Raw genomic sequence first — 25,121 nt, 5'->3', positions numbered from 1 at the left:
CACATCGAGTGTCACTGTTCAGTTTTCAAGGAACTTGTTAGTACGCTTTTGCACTTCACTGCGTCTCAGCGAGTACTTTTATATCTTATTACAGATAATATTTTTTGTCAACAACTTTTTTGTTATTTAATTTGATGACAAATTTTCAGTGCCACTTTCAAAAGCGACTTGATTAATATATCATGAGTTCAAGTTAGAAAGCAAGCAATAAACTTATATTTAAATTTTCTAACTATGTACCGGCAATTATTTTATAGATAAATTATCTTTGGTGAATTGCTTCATAAGCCTACTACCTAAACAACTTTACTATCATACTGCTTCATATAAAATAGACGGACAAACGATTACGATTGTCCGTCTCCTTGCAGTTCTATACCTCTTCCGTACTCTCTTCGTTCATTTCTTCTGCCTGTTCAGCCGCAGTACGCTCGCGCATAAGCGGGAATAAAAGAACATCACGAATGGATTGGGAATTCGTCAGCAGCATAACCAAACGATCAATCCCAATACCTAACCCTCCTGTTGGAGGCATACCATACTCTAACGACTCAAGAAAGTCTTCATCCATCATATGCGCTTCATCATTTCCAGCTTCACGTTCTGTTAACTGTGATTCAAAACGCTGACGCTGATCAATCGGATCATTCAGCTCAGTAAAGGCGTTGGCATGTTCACGACTTACAATAAATAACTCAAAGCGATCCGTAAAGCGAGGATCTTCCTCATTCTTCTTAGCAAGCGGAGATACTTCAACCGGATGTCCATAAATAAATGTCGGCTGAATCAGCTTCTCTTCTACAAAGTGCTCAAAAAACTCATTAACAATATGACCGTATTTAGCACCTGGAGGTACGGGGACATTGTGCTTCTTCGCGAGCGCTATCGCTTCCTCATCCGTCATGTGCGGCCAGAAATCAACACCGGTTGCTTCTTTAATCGCATCGACCATATGCACTCGCTTCCACTGCGGCTTCAGCTGAATTTCATTACCTTGGTAATTAAACACAGTCGTACCAAATACATCTTGGGCAACATGTGCAACCAGATCTTCAGTTAAGCGCATAATATCTTTGTAATCCGCGTAAGCCTCATACAATTCAATGGATGTAAACTCAGGATTATGGCGGGTAGAAATCCCTTCATTACGGAAAATCCGGCCAATCTCATAGACTTTTTCAAGTCCGCCTATGATCAAACGCTTCAAATGAAGCTCCGTCGCAATGCGCATATACAGGCGCATATCGAGCGCATTATGGTGCGTAACAAACGGGCGAGCTGCCGCTCCGCCTGGAATGCTGTGCATGGTTGGGGTTTCTACCTCAAGATAGCCACGCTCGTCCAAATAACGACGCATAGATTGAAGAATCAAGCTTCGCGCAATGAATGTATCCTTTACACCTGGATTCATAATTAGATCCAAATAACGTTTGCGGTAACGAGTTTCCACATCTTTAAGGCCATGGAATTTCTCAGGCAGCGGACGCAGTGATTTACTCAGCAATATAACTTCTTTTGCTTTTACGCTTGTCTCACCTGTTTTCGTCTTAAAAATAACGCCGGTTACACCGAGAATATCACCGATATCGCACAGCTTATACATATCATATGCTGGTTCGCCAACCTGATCCTGACGCACATAAATTTGAATGCGGCCGCTTTGATCCTGAAGGTGACTAAACCCTGCTTTACCTTGACCTCGCTTGGCCATCAATCTTCCTGCAATGGAAACTTCAATTTCCTGCTCATCCAACTGTTCTTTCTCAAGCTCTCCATACTGATCTAGAATTTCTTTTGCTGTATGAGAACGCTCGAATTTCTTTCCAAATGGATCAATTCCATTTTCACGCAGCGTATGTAACTTCTCGCGCCGGATTTGCTCCAGTTCGCTCAATTCTTCTTGTCGGGACATGCTCGTATTCAACTCCTCAAATCTTGTACTACATCCATTGTAGCCTAAAACTAGCTAAAAGCTCCTACGAAATCGAAGGAGCTTAGCTTAAACATGCGTTAATCTACTTTAATCTCAAGAATTTCGTACCGCACTACACCTGCGGGAACGTTTACATCTACAACTGAGCCTTTAGATTTGCCTAGAAGAGCTACACCAACCGGCGATTCGTTTGAGATTTTATTTTGTGTCGGATCTGATTCCGCAGAACCTACGATCTTAAATTCCATCTCTTCGTTAAATTCAAGATCTTTTACTTTTACTGTAGAGCCGACACCTACCATACCTGTATCTAATTCTTCACCGGTAATCACTCGTGCGTTACGAAGCATTTTTTCTAACGTAATGATACGACCTTCAATAAAAGCTTGTTCATTCTTTGCTTCTTCATATTCAGAGTTCTCGGACAAATCGCCGAAACTGATGGCTTCTTTAATGCGTTGTGCTACTTCGCGGCGTTTTACTGTTTTCAACTGTTCGAGCTCGTCTTCAAGCTTTTGCAAGCCCGCAGCGGTTAGGATTACTTCTTTTTCCGTCATCTTCGCATTCCCCCATCATCATCCATTCTATACTTTTCCTGCGCCTGATGTATCGTAGAGTGTATGATAAAATTGTATTTTTTATGCAATTAACAGACATATATGAAACTGCCAGTGCATTCACTGGCAGTTTCGTATACCGATATGAAGGTATTATATGGTAGCCCCTTGCTAATGTCAAATTCAAGCCTTAGAGCACTTTTACCTTCTTTTCTAGCTGTTGATCTGCGTATTCCGCCGCTTTCGCTTCTACTCTGCTAAGGTAGTCAAGCAGCAGATTCGCCATGCCTTCTCTTGTTTCCTGAACATTAATACCGTCACGGACTTGTGCCGATGCCGGGAGGCCCTTAAGATACCATGCTGCATGCTTGCGCATCTCAAGCACAGCAACTTTTTCACCTTTTACCTTAATGAGGCGATCTAGGTGCAATAGAGCAATCTCGATCTTCTCACGCGGCGTCGGATCGTTAGGCAGCTCACCATTGGTCAAATACTGAATCGTACGATACAGCATCCACGGATTTCCAAGCGCAGCACGGCCGATCATAACACCGTCACAGCCCGTTTCATCAATCATACGCTTCGCATCTTCCGGAGTAGCAACATCACCGTTGCCGATAATCGGAATGCTGACAGCTTCCTTCGCTTGTCGAATATATTCCCAGTTCGCCTTACCTTGATACATCTGCACACGTGTTCTGCCATGAATCGCAATTGCTTTCCCGCCAGCACGCTCTACCGCTTTTGCATTATCAACAACATAGATATGATCTTCATCCCACCCGATACGCATCTTTACCGTTACCGGCTTCGATACATTCTCAACAACAGCGGAGACCATCTCTTCAATTTTATTGGGGTCGAGCAGCCAGCGTGCACCTGCATCACAGCTTACGATCTTTGGAACTGGACAGCCCATATTAATATCGATAATATCAGCATTTGTATGCTGATCTACATGTTTTGCTGCCTGTACAAGGGTTTCTTTGTCTCCGCCAAAAATCTGTAGGCTGAGCGGCTTCTCACGCTCATCTACATACAGCATCTCAAGTGTTTTTTTGTTCCCATGTACAATCCCTTTATCGCTAACCATCTCAGCGCAGACCAAGCCTGTGCCGAATTCCTTTGCAATCAGACGAAATGCAGGATTGCATACACCCGCCATCGGAGCAAGCACGACATTATTCTTCAGCTCGATGTTTCCAATTTTTAGGGTAGCCATACTTCCACCTTCCATATATGCTTTACGTAAAAGTTACGGGCTATTCCTTGTATAAGCAAAAAAAGCCACTAATTATTCCCCTATTTTATCATAGGATTTTTTCATTTCAACTGTTTTCCGCCTGTATACTCAATCCATATGCTCCCATTGAATCGTTTTCCAATGCTGTATACCCTCTCGGTCTTCTACATCTGCCAGCGCTTTTTGTACAGTCAAAAAGGTTCGATCCTCTTCTATGCAGGGGATAATAGCGTCCGGAGCAATTTCTGCGAGGGGGATAAGTACGAATGCCCGCTCGGTCATCCGCGGATGCGGAACTTGCAATCCTTCCTGCTGGATACATTCGGTTCCATATAATAAAATATCAATATCAAGTGTGCGCGGACCCCAGCGAATCATGCGCTTCCTTCCTAATTCCGCCTCGATCTTCTGCATATGTACAAGCAGATCACAAGGCGCAAGGGACGTTTCAATCTGCAGAGCAAGATTTAGAAATCTTCCCTGTTCAGTATAGCCGATTGGTTCTGTCTCATATAAAGAAGAGCTTCTTCGCACGCTGATATTGGGTAGCCGGTCAATCATTTGTATCGCGCGAATCAGCAATTCTTCCCGATCGCCCATATTTGATCCGAGTCCGAGAAAAGCGTGGATGATTGGACTATCCATTAATTTTTGCCCGACTGCGTATAATCTCTACAGCCACCGAGTCATAGTGACCGGGAATTGGAGGATCTGGCTTTGTCACACGCACAAGGATCTCGTCAATTAACGTGTAGTTCTGCAGAATTTTGGCTGCAAGACGTTCCGCAATTGATTCTACAAGCTCGTACTTTTCATTTTCTACGACCTGCTGTGTCGTTTGATAAATATCCGCGTAATTTACCGTGTCTTCCAATTTATCGCTGTGTCCAGCTTTAGACAGATCAAATATCAGTTCGAGATCGACATAGAAGCGCTGACCGAGCTTATTTTCTTCTTTAAATGCTCCATGATAACCCCAGAACTCCATCTTGTTAAACAAAATTTTGTCCATTGTATTCACTCCTCTTCTTGCTGCCACCCATATAACATGGCATCCATCATACGACAGACACGGGCAATCGGTTTTACGTCATGTACTCTGACAATCCGGCAACCGCGCTCTATACCAAGCGCTACTGTAGCTGCCGTTCCCTCCATCCGCTCCGTTACCGGAACATCACCTAGGGCTTTGCCAATAAATCTCTTGCGTGAAGTACCTAGAAGCACCGGATATCCGAGTGCTACAAGTTTGTCCATATGATACATAATCTCAAGATTGTGTTTATACGTTTTGGCAAATCCAACACCAGGATCGAGAATGATCTTCTTATCTTCTACCCCTGCTGCTTTCACCAAATCAATACACTCGTGCATATCCTTTAACACGTCATCTACAAATGACATATAGTTCATATTGTCCCGATTATGCATCAGAATTACAGGTAGCTTTGTTTCCGCCATCACGGCCGGCATATGCGGATCTGCTTTTGCCCCCCATACATCATTAATGATGTGAACGCCGGCGCAAGCGGCCTGGCGCGCTACTTCCGCTTTGTATGTATCTATCGATAATGGGACTTCGATTTCTCGCACCAAACGTTCAATCACCGGAATGACTCGCTCCATCTCCGCTTCCGCGCTGATTGGGTCATGACCGGGTCTTGTCGATTCGCCTCCAATATCAATAATATCCGCTCCGTCCGCTACCATTTGCCGAGCGTGTTCAACCGCACGCTCTACCGTTTGATAATGGCCGCCATCTGAAAATGAATCCGGTGTTATATTGAGAATCCCCATTATAAGTGTACGCTGATGAACAGGCAGTTCATAAGAGCCTGCCCAAATCCCCTGCTGCATATGTTCCGCTCCTCTCTGGTGTATATAACTTATACGATATGATTGCGATACAGCGCAAGCAACTGCTTCGTAATTGCTCCTATTGTACCCTGACCAATTCTTTGCTCATTCACCGTATGGATGGGTACAATCTCTTGAATAGCATTCGTAATAAATACTTCATCTGCTACCATTAACCGTTCAATATAATACCAGCCTTCCCGTACAGTAAAGCCATGCAATTCAGCCAATTCCATGACGAACTCACGCCGTGTGCCGGGTAGAATTCCTGTTTTTATATCAGGCGTGTACATCACATCTTCAGAAACGAAAAAAAGATTCGATACAATCCCTTCCGCCAAGCAGCCATTTTCCGTAAGAAAAAGCCCTTCCACATCCGGATGCGTACCAATCTCCATCTTACCGAAGCGATTATTCATATAATGGTGAGACTTAAAACGCCACTCCCCTTCAGGAGAATTGCGCGGCCGCTTCAGGACCTGAAGTTTCTTTCCTGTTTCATACAACGAGATCGGAAAATCAGGCAGCGGCTTTACGAAAATAAGCCAATGCGGTTCATCATATATACCCGCATAAGGACCAAGCCCTTTATCGCCTGCCGTCAAATCGACCCGTACATACGCATCATGCAAACCATTTGCACTAAGCGTTTTAAGAATGGCAAAACGTAATTCTTCGCGCGTCATTGTCAACGCAATACCAAGCTCATCTGCCGCTTGCTGCAGCCGATGATAATGCTTCTCCAGCAAAGCGATATGCCCGCTGTATACCCTCATCGTCTCGAACAGTCCCAGCCCATAAAGAAAGCCGTGATCAAACGGCGAGATCACAGCTTGTTGGGCATCCAGTATACGCCCATCGAGAAATACTTTCACGATTCGTTCCTTACTCCTTTATTTATATATTGGTAAGCGGAGCGTAACGTGTTAAAAAGTTACGCAGCAGTTGCATGCCATGTTCTGTCATAATGGATTCGGGATGAAATTGTACTCCTTCTACCGCAAGCTCGCGATGACGCAGCGCCATGATTTCTCCTTCCGGCGTCTCAGCCGTAATTTCCATACACTCTGGCAGCGTCTGCCGCTCCACGATAAGTGAATGATAACGTGTTGCACGGAATGGTGTAGGCAATCCAGCAAATATACCTTCGCCGATATGATGCACCTGCGATGTCTTACCATGCATCAGCCGTTCGGCACGGATGACTCGACCACCAAATACTTGGGCAATGGATTGGTGTCCCAGACACACGCCAAAAATCGGAATCCTGCCCGCAAACCGCTCGATCGCTTCTAGGCTAATCCCTGCTTCGTTCGGTGTGCAAGGCCCTGGTGAAATCATAAGATACGACGGCTGCAGGGCTTCAATCTCATCACATGTGATCTGATCGTTGCGTATAACGCGCAGTTCTTTCCCCATCTCACCCAAATACTGAACCAGATTGTACGTAAATGAATCATAATTATCAATCATCAAAATCATGCTCGACTCTCCTCTCTCATACTCTTCTCAGCTCTTAGCTTTGCTTCGGTCAAAGAAAGCGCTCGCCACAGGACTTCTGCCTTCTTTAATGATTCATAATACTCTGCTTTTGGGATGGAGTCAATCACAATTCCAGCCCCTGCCTGCACATGTGCCTCTCCTTCTTTGAGAATAAGGGTACGGATGATAATATTGCAGACGGCGTTACCGTCAAAACCCAGTACACACATAGCACCCGTATACGGTCCACGGGTCACCGGCTCCAACTCTTCAATAATCTCCATCGTGCGTACCTTTGGCGCACCGGTAATTGTCCCACCCGGAAAAGCTGCAATGATTGCATCATACATATCCTTGTCCTCCGCAAGCAATCCCGTCACATTGGACACAATATGCATCACATGAGAATACTTCTCTACGACCATGAGTTCGTCAACCTTCACAGACCCGTATTGGCTTACCCGCCCAAGGTCATTACGCTCTAGATCAACAAGCATAATATGCTCGGCCACTTCTTTCTCATTGTCAAGCAGTTCATGAACCAATGCAGTATCTTCTTCTTCCGTCCGACCTCTGCGCCGTGTTCCTGCAATTGGTCGCGTGCTTAGCTGATTGCCTTTTACACGAATTAATAGTTCGGGGGAGGCGGATACAAGCTGGAATTCCGGAAAGCGAATCAATCCCATATAAGGAGACGGATTCATCGAACGAAGCACTTCATAGATCGCTTCTGCTTCCAAATCGGTATTCTTCGTTTGACGGACAGAGAGATTTACCTGAAAAACATCTCCTGCTGCAATGTACTCTTGTACGCGTCTGACCGACTCTTCAAACTCCTGCTGGTTATATGACGTTCTAAGGCCCTTCAGATAGGCATCACCGCTCTCTTCTTCCGCTTGCGTAGAATAGGAAGCCGATTCAGAAGTCCTTAATGCAGCCGCAAGATCACTGGCCATCTCTATCAGGCGTTCGTGCCCTTCCTCTAATGTATAAAGTGCTGCACGCTCGCCGACATGTACGATAATAAAAATCTTGCGCTGTTCATGATCAAAAACATACAACTGTTCAACCAGCATGAGGTAGATATCAGGGAGCTGTAAATCATCTGTTGTGCTACGGGGCAGTTCTTCATAATAACGTCCCGTATCATAGCTAATGTACCCAATTGATCCGCCCAACCATTCCGGCAGGCCCGCTTCGGCCGTTTCATCGGCTTTTGGTGAGAAATGATGACCCATCCAACGCCGCACGGTTGCCATCGGGTCCGCCATAATCGGTGACAGAGCACCGCTACCTTCCCGCACTTGTCCATTCTTATATAGAAGAGAAGCAGTCGGATCAGCTCCTACGTATGTATAACGTCCGTTTCGTCCGCTCTCTAGAATAAACGCATAATCCACTTCCGCTGCAATCTTCCGATAGAGCTGCCATGGATCTTGCTCCAACCATTCGATGCTTTGCCAGAGAGGCACACGCTCATAGCGCCCAAGCCATTCTATCGTCCATTCCTCAGGCTGTCTCACTTGCTTCCCTCCATTGTCTATCGTTCTCTGCGCAAAGCGAGCCCTTGCCTTTAGCAGGTCAAGGGCTCGTGCTCTTTTATTATACTCACTCTTCGTCGAATTGATAAAGAGGGGTGCTTAAATATCTTTCTCCGTTGCTTGGAATGATGACAATAACGTTCTTGTCTGCTCCTAGCTTCTTCGCTACTTTCTTCGCCGCATGAATAGCAGCACCTGATGAGATTCCGCCCAGAATGCCTTCTGTTTTGGCTACTAAACGCGCCATAGCAAATGCATCTTCATTTTCTACCTGGATGATCTCATCATATATATCCGTATTCAGCGTCTCCGGTACAAATCCAGCACCAATCCCCTGGATTTTGTGCGGCCCCGGCTTACCGCCCGATAATACAGGGGATGCGGCAGGCTCAACAGCTACAATCTGAACCTCTGGATACTTCTCCTTGAGCACTTCACCTACACCGGTAATCGTTCCGCCGGTTCCGATACCGGAGACAAATGCATGAACGCCGCCGATTTGTTCAGCCTGCTCTAGCAGTTCTTTCGCCGTCGTCTCGCGATGAATCTGCGGGTTCGCTTGATTTTTAAACTGCTGGGGCATGAAATAATTTTCATGCTCACTCACTAATTCCTCCGCTTTGCGAATGGCTCCCCCCATGCCTTCCGCTCCCGGTGTCAGCACAAGCTCCGCACCATATGCACGAAGCAGATTGCGTCTTTCCATACTCATGGTGTCGGGCATAACGAGTAGAGAGCGATAGCCTTTTGCTGCGGCTACCATCGCAAGTCCAATGCCTGTGTTTCCGCTTGTTGGCTCCACAATTGTCATGCCTTCTTGCAATACACCTTCTCGCTCTGCCGCTTCGATCATAGAAAGCGCAATTCGATCCTTTACACTACTGCCTGGATTAAAAAATTCCAGTTTCAAATAAACATTTGCTTCGTCCGCTTCCGTCACACGATTTAATTTCACTAATGGTGTATACCCGATTAAGTCAGTAATTGATTGAGCTACCCGCATCGGAAATCCTCCTCATCAAATACCTACTAATTAAATAGGTTTTATGAATATTATATCAATCGACCTAAGAAAGCGTCAATTGTCCACTATAAATTTGCACGAAGATTCTCAAGGTCCTCACGGTCAAGGTGGTAGCGTTCGTTACAGAAATGGCAGGTGATCTCAGCTTCTCCCTGTTCTTCGATCATCGCATCCAATTCTTCTCTGCCAAGGCTGATTAATGCGCGATTCACACGGTCCAAAGAACAGTGACAGCTAAATACGACTTCCTGCTTATCCAATAGGGTAAAATCAGCTCCCAAAATCTCATGCAGAATCTCTTCAGGAGATAATCCCTCATCAATCATCGATGAGACAGGGCGAATGGAGCTGAGTGTTTTCTCCAACCGTTCAATTACGTCTTCTGGTGTATTCGGCATAAGCTGAATGATGAAGCCACCTGACGCTTTTACTGTATTGTCCGGATTCACCAGTACACCTACACCCACAGCGGAAGGTACCTGTTCGGATACAGTCAGATAATATGTTAAATCTTCACCAATCTCACCTGACACAATTGGACTTGTCCCTTGATACGGTTCTTTCAATCCCAAATCTTTCGTTACAGTAATGCTCCCCTCCGTACCAACAACACGGCGAACATCCAATTTGCCTTTCTCATTCATTTCTTTAAAGTGGATATGCGGGTTGTGCACATAACCTCGCACCTCACCTTTTGCATTGGCATCAGCCACAATCTGGCCTACGGGTCCGTTACCACGTATAACAACGGTCAGACGCTCACTGCCTTTCAGCATCGCCCCCATCATAGCTGCCCCAGATACGGTGCGTCCTACCGCTGCGCTCACGATCGGCCATGTATCTAAGCGGCGCTGAATTTCTTGCATTGTATGTGTAGTACGCACGGCAAACGCGCGCACGAAACCGTCATATGCAATTCCACGAATTAAATAATCTTTCATTATCTTTCCTCTTTCTTCCTTGAGTTAGCGCCATCGGTCGCGCTTATACAAAACAGTTTACCACAACATGTACAGTCAGCAAAAAAAGGCGGAGCATTCCCCGCCTTTCTTTATTTCTTATTTCGATTGTAGATTAAGCGCAAGCCTTTTACTGTTAACCATGGGTCCACAATATCAATTTCACTTGACTCACTTCCGATTAACTCTGCCAATCCTCCTGTCGCAATCACGGTCGGCTGCTTTGCTACCTCGGCTTTCATCCTGCGTACCAGCTCATCCACCTGGCCGACAAAACCGTAGATAATACCGGATTGCATGGCATGAATCGTGTTGCGGCCAATCACGCTTGGCGGCTTCATCAACTCGATACGGGGAAGCTTAGCAGCACGGCTGTACAATGCTTCCGTAGAAATGCTAATTCCCGGTGCAATAGCACCACCATGATAGCCTCCCTCCTCATCAATAAAGCAGAAGGTAGTTGCTGTCCCAAAATCCACAACAAGCAGAGGCGTACCATAATGATGAATGGCAGCTACAGCATTAACGATGCGGTCTGCGCCGATCTCACGAGGATTATCTGCTTTGATGTTTAGTCCGGTTTTTAATCCAGGCCCGATCACCATCGGCTTAATATCGAAATACTTCTGACACATCTTCTCTAGCGGAAACATAAGCGGCGGAACAACGGAGGAGATAATGATTCCCTCCACATCACTAAAGGACAGCCCTTTATCAGCAAATAAGCTTTTGATGAGCATGCCGAACTCGTCATCGGTCTTGCTGCGGTCTGTGCTAATGCGCCAATTATGCTTTAATGCATCACCTTCATATACGCCCAGTACGATATTCGTGTTTCCAACATCAATGACAAATAACATCGTATCGCGTCCCTACCTATCGTTTTCTTTCATTTAGATCCAGACTAATGTCTAATGCAGACACAGAGTGTGTCAAACTCCCAACAGAAATAATGTCCACCCCTGTGGCTGCAATTCCCTGCACCGTATCAAGATTGACACCGCCTGAAGCCTCTACAATCATCCGTCCGTCTACACGACGCACGGCTTCTCTCATTGTATCCAAATCCATATTATCCAACATGATAATATCAGGGTTCGCTCCGATTGCTTCTTCTAGCTGTACAAGCGTCTCCACTTCCACTTCTACACGCATCGTATGCGGAATAGCTTGGCGCGCAAAGGATACAGCAGCACCGATGCCGCCAGCAGCCTTAATATGATTATCCTTAATCATTACTGCATCAAATAAACCCAGGCGATGATTATGTCCGCCGCCTACCGTTACTGCATACTTTTCAAGCATCCGCAGGCCCGGCGTCGTCTTGCGCGTATCGACTATGCGAACTTTTTCACTTGCCATCCGCGCTTTTTCTACATATTGCCGGGTCAATGTAGCAATGCCGGACATGCGCTGCAATAAGTTAAGAGCAAGACGCTCACCGCCGAGCACGCTTTGTACCGACCCTTCTACTTGAGCAATCATCGTGCCTTTTTCAACAAAAGCCCCCTCCATTACCTTTGGTGAAAAGACAAGTGATGCATCGAGACATGTAAAGACACGCTGCGCTACATCAAGACCTGCTATGACACCATCCTGCTTGGCGTATAGAATCCCTACTCCATCAAGGTCTTCCGGTACGGTCGCAAGGCTTGTTACATCACCGAAGCCAATGTCCTCTTGAAGCCACATCTCAATCTGCCGATCAAGCAGTTGTTTATTCATCTTCATTTGTATTTCTCTCCTCTAAAACCCCGTCTTCAATCGACTGCACAATATGCTTGCGCCATACTAGATCATCTTTCTTCGAGAAATCCTCACGATAATGACCTCCACGGCTTTCTTCCCGCAGGAGCGCCGCATTCGCAACCAGACATGCGCACGTTAATAAGTTCAGATACTCAAGCTCTTCCGGTTTCTCTACCTTCATCCGAAATGCTTTTACATAACGCTCCAGCTCACGTACAGCTTTCGTAAGTCCTCTTTCGTCACGCTTTAATCCGACATGTGCGACCATAAGCTTTTGCAGCCGGAGTTTCCTCTCCATAACCGTATCGCTTTTCATCGTATGCTGGCGCATTAAGGAAAAGGATACAAACGGAATGTCATCACCAATATCATCAAGCTCGCCTACTCGCTGTGCAATGCGACGTCCAAATACCAGAGCTTCTGCAAGTGAATTGCTGGCTAAGCGATTGGCTCCGTGCACACCTGTACATGATACTTCGCCACAGGCGAATAAGCGCTGTGTCGCTGTCTCCCCATACAGATCTGTCTTGATACCGCCCATAATATAATGTGCAGCTGGTGCAACCGGAATCCAATCTGTCACCATATCCAAACCATAACGAAGGCAAACCTTATGAATCGTAGGAAAACGATGCTTGATTAACTCCTCTGATTCATGGGTAATATCCAAGTAAACGAACGTGGAACCAGTTGATTCCATTTCAGACACCATCGCGCGCGCAACCACATCTCGGGGAGCGAGCTCTTTCAACGGATGGTATTTCTCCATGAAGCGCTCTCCCTTTATATTGCGCAGGACCGCTCCCTCACCTCGCACCGCTTCAGATATAAGAAACCGAGGAGCGCCTGGGTAACATAACGAGGTTGGATGAAACTGGATGAATTCCACGTCTTTAATATAAGCACCAGCCCGGTATGCCATAGCCATTCCATCGCCTGTGGCAATTTCCGGGTTGGTGGTATAGCGATACAATTGTCCGGCTCCGCCGGTAGCCAATATTGTAGCATTAGCACGTACATAGATAACCTTACCATCGGGCTTGCGTACAAGTGCGCCGATGCATTCACCTTGATGAGTCACCAGATCAAGCGTAAAATGATTCTCAAGAATTGTAATACGTTTGTTGGTCAGCGTACATTGCGATAAGGCGCGTACAATCTCCGCGCCGGTTGCATCTCCCTGCGCATGCAGAATGCGCCGCTGGCTGTGCGCTCCCTCTCTCGTTAACGCAAGCACGCCATCTTCCTCATCGAACTTTGTCCCGTAACGAATCAAATCGGTAATACAGGAAGGCCCTTCATTCACGAGTACATCCACCGCTTCACCTAAACAGATACCAGCACCTGCAATCAGCGTATCTTGTCGGTGCAGCTCTGGAGAATCGGTCTCTGCTGTTACGGCTGCGATACCGCCCTGGGCATAACGCGTATTGCTTTGTGTTAGCGCCGTTTTACTGAGCAACATCACATTGTGCCGCTCACTTAGCTTAAGTGCCGTATATAATCCGGCAATTCCTGAACCGATCACCAGCACATCTGTCTTATATGTTTCAAGTTCAGCTAGCTTAAAATCAATGACATAGCGTGGCACCATCTGATTTACCCTTCTTTCTTAACACCCTTTGCCGATTACTGAACCGCTTCGACAGACAGCATTCGCTCAAGGGAAGCGCGCGCCTTATCCGCGATATCTTCCGGCACATAAATCTGCGGCTGCATAGTCTCCAAGCAATCAGCAATTTTTTTGAGGTTATTGACCTTCATGTTCGGGCAAACCAGATATTTTGAAGCAAAGATAAATTCTTTATCCGGGCTGTCCAAACGCAGCTTATATCCTACACCGTCTTCTGTTCCAACGATGAACTTCTTGTGATTTGTTTCACGACAATAGTTAAGGATGCCCGTCGTACTTCCAACAAAATCACCCATCGCTACAACTTCCGGGCGGCATTCAGGATGTACGACAAACTGAGCATCGGGATGCTCTTCTTTGAGCTTTTGTACATCTTCTACCGTTAACTGGTCATGTGTATTGCAATACCCTTCCCAAATAATCATCTTCTTATCAGTGAATTGAGATACCCAATGCCCTAGATTTTTATCCGGAACCCAGATGATTTCTTCTGCATCAATAGATTCAATTACATTCTTTGCATTGGATGATGTACAGCAGATATCTGTCTCCGCTTTCACATCGGCAGACGTATTAATGTATGCGACCACTTTCGCGTTGGGATGCTGGGCTTTTACTTTTTTGAGACCGCCTACATTTACCATGTCCGCCATAGGACAGCCGGCACGTTCATCTGGAATGAGAACCGTTTTGTCCATGTTCAAAATTTTCGCGCTTTCTCCCATAAAATGAACACCACAGAATACAATAACATCAGCATCTGTTGTTGCTGCTTTCTGTGCCAAACCGAATGAATCACCAAGAAAATCCGCAATTTCTTGAATCTCAGGACGCTGATAATAATGCGCCAAAATAATTGCATTTCTTTCTTTTTTCAAATGCATGATCTTGTCTCGGAGTTCCCGGTTTCGCTGTTCCTTCTTCTCTAAAGCTAACGCTTCCATATTGAGCAACCTCCATTATGAATCCTTAAAAACAATACCCACGGGGTAACTAGAATATTTGTATCATACCTTTAAACTGAAAAATTGTACACACCTAAAGCAGGGTAAAGAGCAAGAGGATGTTAGTAACTAAAATACCACCCTCCTCCTTCTTCAATAGAAAAAAAGCCTTCCCATCTCAGGGAAGGCTTCCTTTATATGCTTATGTGTCGCTTCGATCGCGCTCTTCGCTATCAATGCCAGGAGTTGGCGCGGAGTCGTCCGGCTTGCCAGTGATCTGTACCTTCACATCGCCAGTCGTAACTTCCTTAACTTCGCCTACATCGCTTGAGAGCGAGCCGGTCTCGATAATACTCTTGATTTGTTCAGCATCCAGCGTCTCTACTTTAAGAAGCGCCTGTGCTACACCTTCAAGCTTATCCATATGCTCGTTAAGCAGGTCTGTACAACGCTGGTGACAATCGCGAATAATCGTCTGAATCTCTTGGTCAATTTGACGCGCTGTCTCATCGCTGTAGTTCTGCTCATGTCCGAAGTCGCGGCCAAGGAATACTTGACCTTGACTTTGACCAAATTGCATCGGTCCTAAGTTGGTACTCATTCCGAACTCCATAACCATGCGACGGGCAATACCTGTAGCACGTTCAAAGTCATTATGAGCCCCTGTACTGATTTCTTTAAGTACAAGTTCTTCCGCTACGCGTCCGCCAAGCAGACCTACGATCTTATCTAACAGATCGGATCTGGTAGCGAAGAACCGGTCTTCTTTTGGAAGCATAACCGTGTAGCCACCTGCGCTACCACGCGGAATGATCGTTACTTTATGCACCATATCGGCATTTTTTAAGAAGTAGCCGCAAATTGTATGGCCGGCTTCATGATAAGCCACAAGTCTCTTCTCATCATCACTAATGACACGGGACTTCTTAGCCGGACCGGCAATAACACGGTCGATAGCTTCATCTACTTCATTCATGTCGATTTTGCGTTTATTACGGCGTGCTGCAAGCAATGCCGCTTCATTCAATAAGTTCTCAAGATCGGCACCGGTAAAGCCCGGTGTGCGGCGGGCGATAATATCCAAATCCACGCCTTCACCCAGCGGCTTATTGCGCGCATGTACCTTCAGTACTGCTTCGCGGCCTTTTACATCTGGGCGATCTACTGTAATCTGACGGTCAAAACGTCCAGGACGCAGAAGCGCCGGGTCAAGAATATCCGGACGGTTGGTCGCCGCCACAATGATAATTCCTTCGTTGGCTCCAAAGCCATCCATCTCAACAAGTAACTGGTTAAGCGTCTGTTCGCGCTCATCATGGCCGCCGCCAAGACCAGCACCGCGCTGACGACCTACGGCATCAATCTCATCAATGAAAATGATACATGGAGCGTTCTTCTTCGCATTCTCGAACAAGTCACGCACACGCGAAGCACCGACACCGACAAACATCTCAACAAAGTCGGAACCACTAATGCTAAAGAACGGCACACCCGCTTCACCAGCGACAGCCCGTGCTAATAGCGTCTTACCCGTACCCGGAGGACCGACAAGGAGCACCCCTTTTGGAATACGCGCTCCAACCGCGGCAAACTTACGCGGATCTTTCAAAAACTCTACGACCTCAACCAGTTCGGCTTTTTCTTCATCCGCACCGGCTACATCGTTAAATGTAACCTTCTTCTTCTCATCATTATATAACTTCGCTTTGCTTTTACCGAAGTTCATAACCCTGCTGCCGCCACCCTGGGCCTGGTTCAACAGGAAGAAGAATAAAATAAAGATGATCACAAAAGGAATAATTGAGGTAAGAAAAGTAAGCCAGACAGAATCACCTTTCTGTTCTAGATACTCTTCTTTTGCCAGATTCGCTTCTTCTACTTCCTGCAGCAGCTTCGCATTATCATAAAGCGGCCCATTCGTATAGAAGATCGTCTGATCCTTCAACTTACCCTGAATATAATATGTACCTCGGTCAGGACGAATCTGCAGTTCGGCAACTTGACCCTGGTTAAGGTACTGACGGAACTTGTTGTAAGGGATCTTCGACGTGTCCGTACCCTGGTTGGTAATGAAATTGACAATCCCAACCGTTACTAGAATAATTAGCAGATAAAATCCTGTATTGCGGAAGAACCGATTCATTCCTTACCTCCTCTCGCGCTCAAACACCTACATTATTTTACCACATGGAACTTAACGTTCACAACTTATCAGTTTAGCTATATACTTCAGGCTTCAGGATTCCGATATAAGGGAGATTACGGTACTTCTCTGCGTAATCGAGTCCATAGCCGACAACAAATGCGTCCGGAATCTGAAATCCGCAATAATCCGGCTTCAAGTCGACGGTGCGGCGTGCCGGCTTGTCAAGTAACGTCACCACCTTAACAGAAGCGGCATTGCGTCGTTCAATAACATCAATCAAATAGCTAAGTGTCAGTCCGCTGTCGATAATATCTTCGACAATAATAATGTGACGGTTTTCCACAGAAGTATCCAGGTCCTTCATAATTCGTACAACCCCTGAGGATTGGGTGGAAGCTCCATAGCTTGATACGGCCATAAAGTCCATCTCAAGCGGAATATCCATGCGGCGCACCAAGTCTGTCATAAACGGAGCGCCTCCCCGTAAAACACAAATAACGAGTGGGTTTTTATCCGCATATTCTCCAGAGAGAGTACGCCCCAACTCGCGAACTTTTTCCGCAATTTCTTCTTCTGTCACAAGCACTTCCTGAATGTCTTTTTCCATGATGAACCTCCTGGTATGAACACGGTCACAATTTTGCATTCCGCTGTCAATCATACTCTTCTGGCCACGCAATGTACACCCATAGCTACAAAGAGAGATGAAATTGTCAAAAAAGCGACGAATCAAGCACTACATACAATACGACATCCGCTTCCATGTGCGGCACATACCAACTCGAACGCTTCACGCCAGGGATCCAGAGAATGTGTTCATCATCGGTCAGAAGAGGAATTCGATCTCGCTTGTCGCGGGGAATCTTCTTATCGATAAGGACATCCTTTACCTTCTTGGTTCCGAGCATGCCTAGAGGCTGTATTCGATCTCCAGCACGCCGTTGCCTTACGTATAGTTTACCCTTAACGATTGCCGGATCAAACACGGCGAACACACCTTTTGTCAGGTGCTGTTTCTCATCCCTGCTCCCATAATAGCAATGGATCGTCCGATCAATTTCCGGAATGTACGTCTGCCCGGGAATATCCAAAGAATATATGTAGGGGGGTATTGAAGTTGTGTCTGAAATAGATGAGAAAATCACTCGTTGATACTCTCTGCGCACCTGCAATTGTCCAGGTAAATGGATACAGGCTGCCGGGTTTGTACCTTCGATGATTTCGCGTATGTTTTCAATATGCACATACCCTGTTTCTTTTATGTCGCTTTTCAGCAGATAACTTAATATTAGTTTAATCATCCTCCTTTGTAAAGCAAGGTGATGCGCCAGAAAGTCATTTTGTCTTATGATTATTGTATTGGCGCTCCAATCTTCTACAATAGACGAAAGATTGGCTTCACTCTCCTGCCGCAGATAGTCATTCTCCTCCCTAAGCAGGCTTGCAAGCTGTGCTGTAGTATCGGATATCTGCGGATTTTCTTGCCGCATAAGCGGGATCCAATGTAGACGAATCCGATTGCGCAAATACTTGTCGCTGAAATTGCTTTGATCCTGACGCGGAATCATTCCGTGTTCCTTGCAATAACGCTCAATTTGATCGCGTGAGACTTCAAGCAGCGGACGAACGATATCGATGTTATTCTCGTGTCGACGCAGCGGAATGCCTGACAACCCTTCCACACTTGTGCCTCGCACAAGACGCATTAACATCGTCTCCAACTGGTCGTCTGCATGATGAGCCGTCGCGATCTTAGCGCCTCCCATGTCTTTTGCTACCTGCATAAGAAAACGGTAGCGAACCTGCCGCGCAGCTTCTTGAAGATTCAGTCCTGTCTCTGTAATAAAACGCGGAACATCAATAGACTCCACAAAACACGGAATATTCATCTCCGCACACAGGCGCTGAACATAGCGGCTGTCTTCTTTTGACTCTTCACCCCGAAATTGATGATCAAGGTGTGCTGCGGCAAGTGTCCATTCATATTCTTCTCGCAGAGAAGCGAGCGCATGTACTAATGCCACCGAATCGGGACCACCTGATACAGCTGCCACTACCGAGTCGCCTGTCTTTAATAAGCCGTAAGCCTGTATCGTTTTCTTCATTTGCTCAAGCAAAGGTTCCACCTTCAATCATGCGGCCAGAGAAATGCCGACCTATATAACTATACGCATCATATTTCCCATAGGTTTCAAAAAAATTTCATTTGTTTTTTAACTATAACAAAAAAAAATGCCGCGCCCCAACCATCCGCTATGTTAGGGCGTGGCAATGTCTTTTATTTTAGCTTACATAACGGGGCCGCTCAATTTTCGGAGCATTCGGTACCGGAATTGTCGCCCACGGCAGCATGTAATGTTCAATACGCGCCACCATGACCGTCATATCATCAGGAATCTCACCGTAATGCTGACGAATAATGAGCTCTAACAGACAATCAGCCACCTCCTGGGGTTCATTTGTTTTTAACTCGGAGATTTTTCGTTTCATCCATAAGTTTTTGTTCTCTACGCGCGGCGCCTCATAGATGCCGTCTGTCATCATAATTAACAAATCACCTGGCTTGAGCTGGTAGCTCACAATATCAACATCAATATCGTCAATAATACCGATCGGCAAGTTATTCGCCGAGATCGGGATGACTTCCCTGCCCCGCTTAATAAAGCTTGGCGTAGAACCGGTCTTGATAAACTTCGCCTGACCATTATGCTGGTCGATCAAAGCCAGATCAACCGTAGCGAATACTTCATCCGGCGAACGGAGAGAGAGCACTGTGTTGACTGATTTAATGCTCAGCGTCTCCTCCATACCCGATTCGAGCAATTGCTGCAAAAGCTCAAGCGTTGAAGAGCTTTCCATGTATGCTCTCTCTCCGTTGCCCATCCCATCGCTCATAGCGAGCGCCATCTTTCCGCTTCCGAATTCCATAATTTTAAAGCAGTCACCGGATAGAAGCTGTCCTCCTTTAGCGGCGCCGGCTACGCCTGTTTCAATCTCAAATGTTTGGGCTGAACCAAGGCACATGCGGCACGTTCCGTCTTCAAGTGCCTGGCAGTTTTTGTTTTTGACGGTAATTTTCTCACCCAGAATATCCGTGAGCAGCGGAGCGATAATTTTCGAACATTCATCTCTGCCGTGACAGGACGGCTGGGTAATTTCAATGTCCACCTTCCCTTCTTCTAGATTCATGATATCCACGTTACGTATCGATAGCCCCACTCCTTCCAATGCCCCAAAAATTTGCTGTTCCTGCACATGCAGATGAATGCCTTCCTTCTGTACTTCACGGGCGAAGTTCTGCATGACACGCGAGACACCCGCTAACTGCTCGGCTACGAGCCGTCGACTTTCAGCAATCTGCTGTTTAAGATGCAGTTGGGTCTGCCAGCGTACATATTCCTGCTCCATGTAGGTCAGCATCCGATCTTGCTTTACACATTTGCGCAGCCAATCCTTCGGCATCTCGTTAAGGTTAACTTCACCGTCCCTTTTCATAATGCGCATCATCTCAGTAAGCGCTTCGTACGTATCATCAAACTCTCGGTTCCAGCACTGATCCTTCTTCCAGCACCGCTGGCATGTATTCTTCATCACCTCACCTAGAAAATAATCTTTACTCGTCTCTTCGCTCGGCGGCTCCGCCATATAAGGCACAGCAAATGTTTCGGAGAGCTTCGTGAAGAGATGGGCGAACTGATCCATCTTTCCGACTGTCACATCACGCACCTTTCGTAAATATTGTTGTTGCGAGCTTGCGTTCTCTTCTGTTCCCGGGATAAATTTTGCGATTTCATTCATCACAAATCTCGGGGTGAATAAGAAAAGCAGCACAGCCGCGAATGTCTCAAGCGTCGATTGCAGTATCTCTCTCTGTTCGCCTACATAGACGGTAAGAATGGAGGAGCCAATAAGAAGACCTAAGGCCACTGTCCATTTCTTCCCCTCCTTAAGCAGACCGGCCAGCAATCCGGAGAACGCCAAGAGACTAATCTGATGAATGGCATCTATGTTAGCCAGACTCAATACAAGTCCGGTTACAACTCCCACAGCAGCACCAACCGTCCCCCCACCTACGGCCGCAAAAAGCAGAACCAAATAACGTGAGAGTGTATTATCGACCGATACATCCTGTACAATCCATCCGACCGTTCCCGTCATAATGGATCCTAGCAGAATAATTAAGCAGATAATTTCTTCCGTTCGCAGATGCTGGTGGCTACGCTTGGATGTAAGGATTGGAATCGCCTGAACAAAAATAAGCGTAAGAATCAAACTAAGCAGCGCCGCAACTCCGTCCATGAAGAATGAATACCAACTTAGCTTGTTCATAATGTAATCTACCGTCACACAGCTGAGGAGGACCGCGAGAGATGAAAGCAACGGGGCGTAATTGAGCTCGATCTTCCTGTGCCGCTCCATGCCGCTTAGCAAAACCAGCACCATTGCCATTCCGAGAAAATTTGCCGAAGCGATCTCCATCGACTGCATCGCGCTTCCGGCGATAATTGAAAACATGATCAGAAGCAGCCGATTTTTCTTTAGGAAATACATCACCGCGAAAAAAGGGACCGCAAACGGAGACATCTCCTGTAAGATCACTGCCCGTCCCAGCAAAAAACCCATCACCAGATGAAGCGCACTCCACTGGTGTGATACAGCATAGAGCCAGTTACCGCTTCTCGTATTAGCCCCCTCTAAAGCAGTCGTCATTCTTCCTGTTATCTTCCCTGCTGTTGTAACGGATTCATTTCGAATCATCCTGCAACACCACCTACTCATAAATTTTGTATCTCCGATTTAAGCACATGCCAAAAACAAATTTTGTCAAAACAAGGGAGGTTGTATTAAAAATTTTCCGACAATTAAATTCTTATTTTCCGGTTGATGTCGACGCAAAAATGTAAGCGGCACTTACATTAAAAGAAAAGAAAAAAGAGGAGCTATCGCTCCTCAATCCATATCCCTATTGCTTTTTTTTCTGTTCATCCGGCGTTAGAAAAATGACCTCTCCCTCTTTCGAGAGGAAAAAGTTTTTACGTGCTAACTCTCCGATGTATTCTTTATCATTCATTCTTTTTGTCTGTAATTCGAGTTGTTTCTTCTCTTCCTGCACTTTGGTGGCCTGGCGCTGCAAATCCGCAAGCTCACGCTGTTTGTCAGCTAATTGTTGGCTTTGCGAGTAATACGTGTAGCCTGCCCATGACAAAAACAAAACGACAATAATCTGCAAAAGGCGCATTCTGCGCTTTAAACCTTGCTTTGGTGGCTTGGATTGCGGTTGCTGCTGCATATCGTTCACCTTTCTTGATTGATTATTTTACATTTTCTTACCTTTTATCCAACCCGTCAAGGCTTGCCACCTTTTTCTCAAAATTACTTTTATTCGTCCCATCGGTTTTTGCAAGTATTTTCCCCATATCCATGACCACAGCTTTCTCCCGACTGAAAGAAACGGCCACGCTATCCACTTGCCAATAGTAAGCAGAACAGAGAGAAAAAACATTGCAACTGCAATGAGCGAACGATACAGAAACAGGAGCGGAACGATAAGAAACAAATAGCCGATCCGAAGCATTACCCGGTACAGCCACAGAACAAATGCAATAAGCTTGTTCAAAATTCGAAGATACAAACGCTGAAACAATAAAAAATAAAGAATGATACCGATCCCAAGCCCAAGAAAGATGTAAATTCGAACCACACCTTCATTGATTCTCAGAAGCGTACCGAATACGAGAAACGTACAGCTTATCCAGAAAAAAAGGTCCGTGATCCATACGAGCCAGATAGGGAGGCGGCATCTGCGTTCTACCGTACGATACGTATCATACAGCATCCCCATCGCTAATCCGCACAAAAGCATCGACAGCATGGTAACTGCTTGCCCGCTAAGTGTCACTTAAAGATCCTGCCAAAGATTCCTTTGGCTTTTTCCCCCTGGTAGGATTCGTCGATGTACTCCATCGCGAACACCACGCCCTCGATGGATACCTGTCCTGTCTCTAGACTTAAGTTTTTCATATGCAGGTTCTTACCCTTTATCGTAAGAAAGCCAGCCTCCGTGTGAAGCAGGAACTCTTCATGATCGAAGCTCTCGACTTTAAGCACGCCTGTTATATCAAGTTTTTTCCGGTTAATCATGACGACATCATGGCGAATGCTCTTCTTCGGGTTCGTTTCCATCATCACGGCCCACCCTCCTTTTTATACCATCCTATTGAGAGTGAGCATAGATTAGAACACAATAAACAGCGAAGGCAATTACCAGATAGAAGCCCCAGGCTCTTCCCGGTCATCACGGGGAAGGTATTCTTCATTAATCATGGTGTAAAGCGTCGCTGCTTCGTCCTTTTTGGTCGTATCAAGCAGCTTCTCCACCTGTACCGTTACAAGCTTATTCCCATAGCGAACCGTAAGCTCGTCACCTACTTTTACATTAGCACTGGACTTGGCTACCTGGCCGTTAATAAGTACACGTCCCTGATCGCACACTTCCTTCGCCAATGTACGGCGTTTTACCAATCGGGAAACCTTCAAAAATTTATCAAGACGCACGTTATACCCCTTCTTCCTCTTTCTTTTTCCGCTTGGCTTCCTGCCACCAATTCTCCATCTCTTCAAGCGACGTATTCTCAAATGTCTTGCCCGCTTCCTGCACCTTCTTCTCGATATAAGAGAAGCGATAATAGAATTTCTTATTTGCAAGAGCAAGCGCCTCTTCCGGGTCAATCTTCATAAAGCGTGCTACATTTACGATGACAAACAACAAATCGCCCAGCTCTTCAAGACGATGTTCATCCGTCTTCGCCTCTTGCAGCTCTTCCCACTCTTCCTTCACTTTGTCGAACACCTCGGAGAGCTTGTCCCAGTCAAAGCCGACACCTGCCGCTTTCTTCTGGTATTTGTATGCCTTTAACATAGCGGGCAAGTCACGCGGCACACTGTCTAAACGAGATGCCTCTTCTTTTCCTTTACCCTGTTTTTCCTTCTTCTTAATAGCCTCCCAGTTCTGAAGGGCTTCATCCGCATCTTGGGCGTCTGACGTACCGAACACATGCGGATGACGGCGGATCAGCTTCTCATTCAGCCCGGCAATGACATCTTGAACCGTAAAATAACCATCCTCTTCCGCCATCTGTGAATGAAGCATAATCTGGAGAAGCAGATCTCCCATCTCCTCACACATCGCATCCGGGTCCTCATCATCAATCGTCTCTAGTACCTCGTACGTCTCCTCAATGAGATTTTTTCGGATGGACTGATGCGTCTGCTCCCGATCCCACGGGCAGCCATCAGGACTGCGCAGAATAGCAACGATGTCTCGCAGCCGCCAGAATTGCCGGCTCAACGCTTCATCCTCTTGGGTAGGCGGAACATATACCGTCGTCAGGTTCCCGTATTCGGCAAGCCTGTCCAATTCATACAGCGGTACTACCTCCATCTTCTCCTGCCCGGCAATTCCTGCAGCCGTGACCACAGTAACCGGATATTCATCCGGATATACGTCCATAAGTGTCAGCTTGACTTCTGAGGCAATAAAAGCGTCGTAGACCTGGCAGATTAGCATGTGAAGATTAGGCTGAACCTGATGCGCATATAAAGCGGTACCGTCAAGCAATGCGAAGCCTTCAACCGGATCAACCTTCAATGAAGCAAATACCGGGTCAAGAAAGCTTTGCCCTCCCTGCACATCGATCTGTACACCGCGCTCCTCCGCTTTCTCAAGCAGCAGTTGAACCGTACGCTCTGCTACCAGCGGATGGCCGGGTACAGCATAGACGATTTCTCCCTTTTCTACTGCTAGCGCAAGAAGGCGTTCACTGATTTCCTCATAGACCCCCGGAAACTGATCATGTGCCTCATATACAGAATCAAAGCTCTCATACTCTACACCTTCAGCGGATAGTTCTAAAATAGCCGGGTGTTTCTCCGTACGTACGTATAGCTGCTTCGTCTCTTTCAATGTGCGATATATGCCAAGCGGTAGTCCATCCAGGCTTCCCGCTCCAAGTCCGATTACGATGATTCTTTTCATCATTTCCGCCTCCCTTTC

24 protein-coding genes are annotated in these 25,121 nt (G+C 46.3%); all 24 read right to left on the bottom strand.

The window, feature by feature from the left end; translation table 11 throughout:
* Positions 1 to 373 precede the first annotated feature (373 nt).
* Positions 374 to 1,912, bottom strand: a complete 1,539-nt coding sequence (gene lysS, locus AB3351_RS22340; RefSeq protein ID WP_371149328.1) for a lysine--tRNA ligase — start codon at positions 1,910 to 1,912, stop codon at positions 374 to 376.
* 98 nt (positions 1,913 to 2,010) lie between these two features.
* Complete coding sequence (gene greA / locus AB3351_RS22335; protein ID WP_371149327.1) at positions 2,011 to 2,490, bottom strand: transcription elongation factor GreA; 480 nt, start codon at positions 2,488 to 2,490, stop codon at positions 2,011 to 2,013.
* Between the two features lie 190 nt (positions 2,491 to 2,680).
* Complete coding sequence (gene dusB / locus AB3351_RS22330) at positions 2,681 to 3,712, bottom strand: tRNA dihydrouridine synthase DusB (RefSeq protein WP_371149326.1); 1,032 nt, start codon at positions 3,710 to 3,712, stop codon at positions 2,681 to 2,683.
* 129 nt (positions 3,713 to 3,841) lie between these two features.
* Positions 3,842 to 4,378 carry a 2-amino-4-hydroxy-6-hydroxymethyldihydropteridine diphosphokinase gene (folK, locus tag AB3351_RS22325; protein ID WP_371149325.1) on the bottom strand — a complete coding sequence of 179 codons (537 nt, stop codon included), beginning with the start codon at positions 4,376 to 4,378 and terminating at the stop codon, positions 3,842 to 3,844.
* Positions 4,371 to 4,745: a dihydroneopterin aldolase gene (folB, locus tag AB3351_RS22320; RefSeq protein ID WP_371149324.1), complete on the bottom strand. Its 375-nt coding sequence runs from the start codon at positions 4,743 to 4,745 to the stop codon at positions 4,371 to 4,373. Before folB ends, folK begins: the two co-directional genes overlap by 8 nt.
* A 5-nt stretch (positions 4,746 to 4,750) precedes the next feature.
* A complete protein-coding gene (gene folP / locus AB3351_RS22315) occupies positions 4,751 to 5,590 on the bottom strand; it encodes a dihydropteroate synthase (RefSeq protein ID WP_371149323.1) in 840 nt (279 codons plus the stop codon).
* A gap of 29 nt (positions 5,591 to 5,619) precedes the next feature.
* Positions 5,620 to 6,465: an aminodeoxychorismate lyase gene (pabC, locus tag AB3351_RS22310; protein ID WP_371149322.1), complete on the bottom strand. Its 846-nt coding sequence runs from the start codon at positions 6,463 to 6,465 to the stop codon at positions 5,620 to 5,622.
* A gap of 22 nt (positions 6,466 to 6,487) precedes the next feature.
* Complete coding sequence (gene pabA, locus AB3351_RS22305; protein ID WP_371149321.1) at positions 6,488 to 7,072, bottom strand: aminodeoxychorismate/anthranilate synthase component II; 585 nt, start codon at positions 7,070 to 7,072, stop codon at positions 6,488 to 6,490.
* Positions 7,069 to 8,595: an anthranilate synthase component I family protein gene (locus tag AB3351_RS22300; RefSeq protein ID WP_371149320.1), complete on the bottom strand. Its 1,527-nt coding sequence runs from the start codon at positions 8,593 to 8,595 to the stop codon at positions 7,069 to 7,071. The genes pabA and AB3351_RS22300 overlap by 4 nt, the downstream gene beginning before the upstream one ends.
* 85 nt (positions 8,596 to 8,680) lie before the next feature.
* On the bottom strand, positions 8,681 to 9,616 hold the full coding sequence (gene cysK, locus AB3351_RS22295) for a cysteine synthase A (RefSeq protein WP_371149319.1): 936 nt from the start codon (positions 9,614 to 9,616) through the stop codon (positions 8,681 to 8,683).
* A gap of 86 nt (positions 9,617 to 9,702) precedes the next feature.
* Entirely contained in the window at positions 9,703 to 10,578 is an 876-nt protein-coding gene (gene hslO / locus AB3351_RS22290) for an Hsp33 family molecular chaperone HslO (protein WP_371149318.1), read from the bottom strand.
* A 110-nt stretch (positions 10,579 to 10,688) separates the two neighbouring features.
* Positions 10,689 to 11,456 carry a type III pantothenate kinase gene (locus AB3351_RS22285; RefSeq protein WP_371149317.1) on the bottom strand — a complete coding sequence of 256 codons (768 nt, stop codon included), beginning with the start codon at positions 11,454 to 11,456 and terminating at the stop codon, positions 10,689 to 10,691.
* A 16-nt stretch (positions 11,457 to 11,472) separates the two neighbouring features.
* Entirely contained in the window at positions 11,473 to 12,327 is an 855-nt protein-coding gene (gene nadC / locus AB3351_RS22280) for a carboxylating nicotinate-nucleotide diphosphorylase (RefSeq protein ID WP_371149316.1), read from the bottom strand.
* Complete coding sequence (gene nadB, locus AB3351_RS22275) at positions 12,314 to 13,939, bottom strand: L-aspartate oxidase (RefSeq protein WP_371149315.1); 1,626 nt, start codon at positions 13,937 to 13,939, stop codon at positions 12,314 to 12,316. The genes nadC and nadB overlap by 14 nt, the downstream gene beginning before the upstream one ends.
* Before the next feature lie 35 nt (positions 13,940 to 13,974).
* Complete coding sequence (gene nadA, locus AB3351_RS22270) at positions 13,975 to 14,922, bottom strand: quinolinate synthase NadA (RefSeq protein ID WP_371149314.1); 948 nt, start codon at positions 14,920 to 14,922, stop codon at positions 13,975 to 13,977.
* Positions 14,923 to 15,124: 202 nt separating this feature from the next.
* A complete protein-coding gene (ftsH, locus tag AB3351_RS22265) occupies positions 15,125 to 17,065 on the bottom strand; it encodes an ATP-dependent zinc metalloprotease FtsH (protein WP_371149313.1) in 1,941 nt (646 codons plus the stop codon).
* Between the two features lie 73 nt (positions 17,066 to 17,138).
* Positions 17,139 to 17,675: a hypoxanthine phosphoribosyltransferase gene (gene hpt, locus AB3351_RS22260; RefSeq protein WP_371149312.1), complete on the bottom strand. Its 537-nt coding sequence runs from the start codon at positions 17,673 to 17,675 to the stop codon at positions 17,139 to 17,141.
* A gap of 106 nt (positions 17,676 to 17,781) precedes the next feature.
* Positions 17,782 to 19,185 carry a tRNA lysidine(34) synthetase TilS gene (tilS, locus tag AB3351_RS22255; protein ID WP_371149311.1) on the bottom strand — a complete coding sequence of 468 codons (1,404 nt, stop codon included), beginning with the start codon at positions 19,183 to 19,185 and terminating at the stop codon, positions 17,782 to 17,784.
* A gap of 166 nt (positions 19,186 to 19,351) precedes the next feature.
* On the bottom strand, positions 19,352 to 21,826 hold the full coding sequence (spoIIE, locus tag AB3351_RS22250) for a stage II sporulation protein E (protein ID WP_371149310.1): 2,475 nt from the start codon (positions 21,824 to 21,826) through the stop codon (positions 19,352 to 19,354).
* Positions 21,827 to 22,031: 205 nt separating this feature from the next.
* Positions 22,032 to 22,358 (bottom strand): FtsB family cell division protein, encoded by a 327-nt coding sequence (locus AB3351_RS22245; protein WP_371149309.1) that lies wholly within the window; start codon positions 22,356 to 22,358, stop codon positions 22,032 to 22,034.
* 27 nt (positions 22,359 to 22,385) lie between these two features.
* Positions 22,386 to 22,967, bottom strand: a complete 582-nt coding sequence (yabQ, locus tag AB3351_RS22240; protein WP_371149308.1) for a spore cortex biosynthesis protein YabQ — start codon at positions 22,965 to 22,967, stop codon at positions 22,386 to 22,388.
* Positions 22,964 to 23,254 (bottom strand): sporulation protein YabP, encoded by a 291-nt coding sequence (gene yabP / locus AB3351_RS22235; protein ID WP_371149333.1) that lies wholly within the window; start codon positions 23,252 to 23,254, stop codon positions 22,964 to 22,966. Before yabP ends, yabQ begins: the two co-directional genes overlap by 4 nt.
* 75 nt (positions 23,255 to 23,329) lie before the next feature.
* The gene (locus AB3351_RS22230) at positions 23,330 to 23,623 is read right to left on the bottom strand and encodes an RNA-binding S4 domain-containing protein (protein ID WP_371149307.1); all 294 of its coding nucleotides are present in this window, start codon (positions 23,621 to 23,623) and stop codon (positions 23,330 to 23,332) included.
* 1 nt (position 23,624) lies between these two features.
* On the bottom strand, positions 23,625 to 25,106 hold the full coding sequence (gene yabN / locus AB3351_RS22225; RefSeq protein ID WP_371149306.1) for a bifunctional methyltransferase/pyrophosphohydrolase YabN: 1,482 nt from the start codon (positions 25,104 to 25,106) through the stop codon (positions 23,625 to 23,627).
* Positions 25,107 to 25,121: the final 15 nt, after the last annotated feature.

Source organism: Aneurinibacillus sp. REN35 (genome assembly GCF_041379945.2).
GTDB lineage: Bacteria > Bacillota > Bacilli > Aneurinibacillales > Aneurinibacillaceae > Aneurinibacillus.
The sequence above is the reverse complement of the archived record's forward strand: the minus strand, read 5'-3'. Positions and strand labels throughout refer to the sequence as shown.

Excerpts from the sequence above, each read along its gene's own strand:
- lysS (WP_371149328.1), bottom strand. The coding sequence starts at position 1,912 with ATGTCCCGACAAGAAGAATTGAGCGAACTGGAGCAAATCCGGCGCGAG.
- greA (WP_371149327.1), bottom strand. The coding sequence starts at position 2,490 with ATGACGGAAAAAGAAGTAATCCTAACCGCTGCGGGCTTGCAAAAGCTT.
- dusB (WP_371149326.1), bottom strand. The coding sequence starts at position 3,712 with ATGGCTACCCTAAAAATTGGAAACATCGAGCTGAAGAATAATGTCGTG.
- folK (WP_371149325.1), bottom strand. The coding sequence starts at position 4,378 with ATGGATAGTCCAATCATCCACGCTTTTCTCGGACTCGGATCAAATATG.
- folB (WP_371149324.1), bottom strand. The coding sequence starts at position 4,745 with ATGGACAAAATTTTGTTTAACAAGATGGAGTTCTGGGGTTATCATGGA.
- folP (WP_371149323.1), bottom strand. The coding sequence starts at position 5,590 with ATGCAGCAGGGGATTTGGGCAGGCTCTTATGAACTGCCTGTTCATCAG.
- pabA (WP_371149321.1), bottom strand. The coding sequence starts at position 7,072 with ATGATTTTGATGATTGATAATTATGATTCATTTACGTACAATCTGGTT.
- cysK (WP_371149319.1), bottom strand. The coding sequence starts at position 9,616 with ATGCGGGTAGCTCAATCAATTACTGACTTAATCGGGTATACACCATTA.
- hslO (WP_371149318.1), bottom strand. The coding sequence starts at position 10,578 with ATGAAAGATTATTTAATTCGTGGAATTGCATATGACGGTTTCGTGCGC.
- AB3351_RS22285 (WP_371149317.1), bottom strand. The coding sequence starts at position 11,456 with ATGTTATTTGTCATTGATGTTGGAAACACGAATATCGTACTGGGCGTA.
- nadC (WP_371149316.1), bottom strand. The coding sequence starts at position 12,327 with ATGAAGATGAATAAACAACTGCTTGATCGGCAGATTGAGATGTGGCTT.
- nadB (WP_371149315.1), bottom strand. The coding sequence starts at position 13,939 with ATGGTGCCACGCTATGTCATTGATTTTAAGCTAGCTGAACTTGAAACA.
- nadA (WP_371149314.1), bottom strand. The coding sequence starts at position 14,922 with ATGGAAGCGTTAGCTTTAGAGAAGAAGGAACAGCGAAACCGGGAACTC.
- ftsH (WP_371149313.1), bottom strand. The coding sequence starts at position 17,065 with ATGAATCGGTTCTTCCGCAATACAGGATTTTATCTGCTAATTATTCTA.
- hpt (WP_371149312.1), bottom strand. The coding sequence starts at position 17,675 with ATGGAAAAAGACATTCAGGAAGTGCTTGTGACAGAAGAAGAAATTGCG.
- spoIIE (WP_371149310.1), bottom strand. The coding sequence starts at position 21,826 with ATGATTCGAAATGAATCCGTTACAACAGCAGGGAAGATAACAGGAAGA.
- AB3351_RS22245 (WP_371149309.1), bottom strand. The coding sequence starts at position 22,358 with ATGCAGCAGCAACCGCAATCCAAGCCACCAAAGCAAGGTTTAAAGCGC.
- yabP (WP_371149333.1), bottom strand. The coding sequence starts at position 23,254 with ATGATGGAAACGAACCCGAAGAAGAGCATTCGCCATGATGTCGTCATG.
- yabN (WP_371149306.1), bottom strand. The coding sequence starts at position 25,106 with ATGATGAAAAGAATCATCGTAATCGGACTTGGAGCGGGAAGCCTGGAT.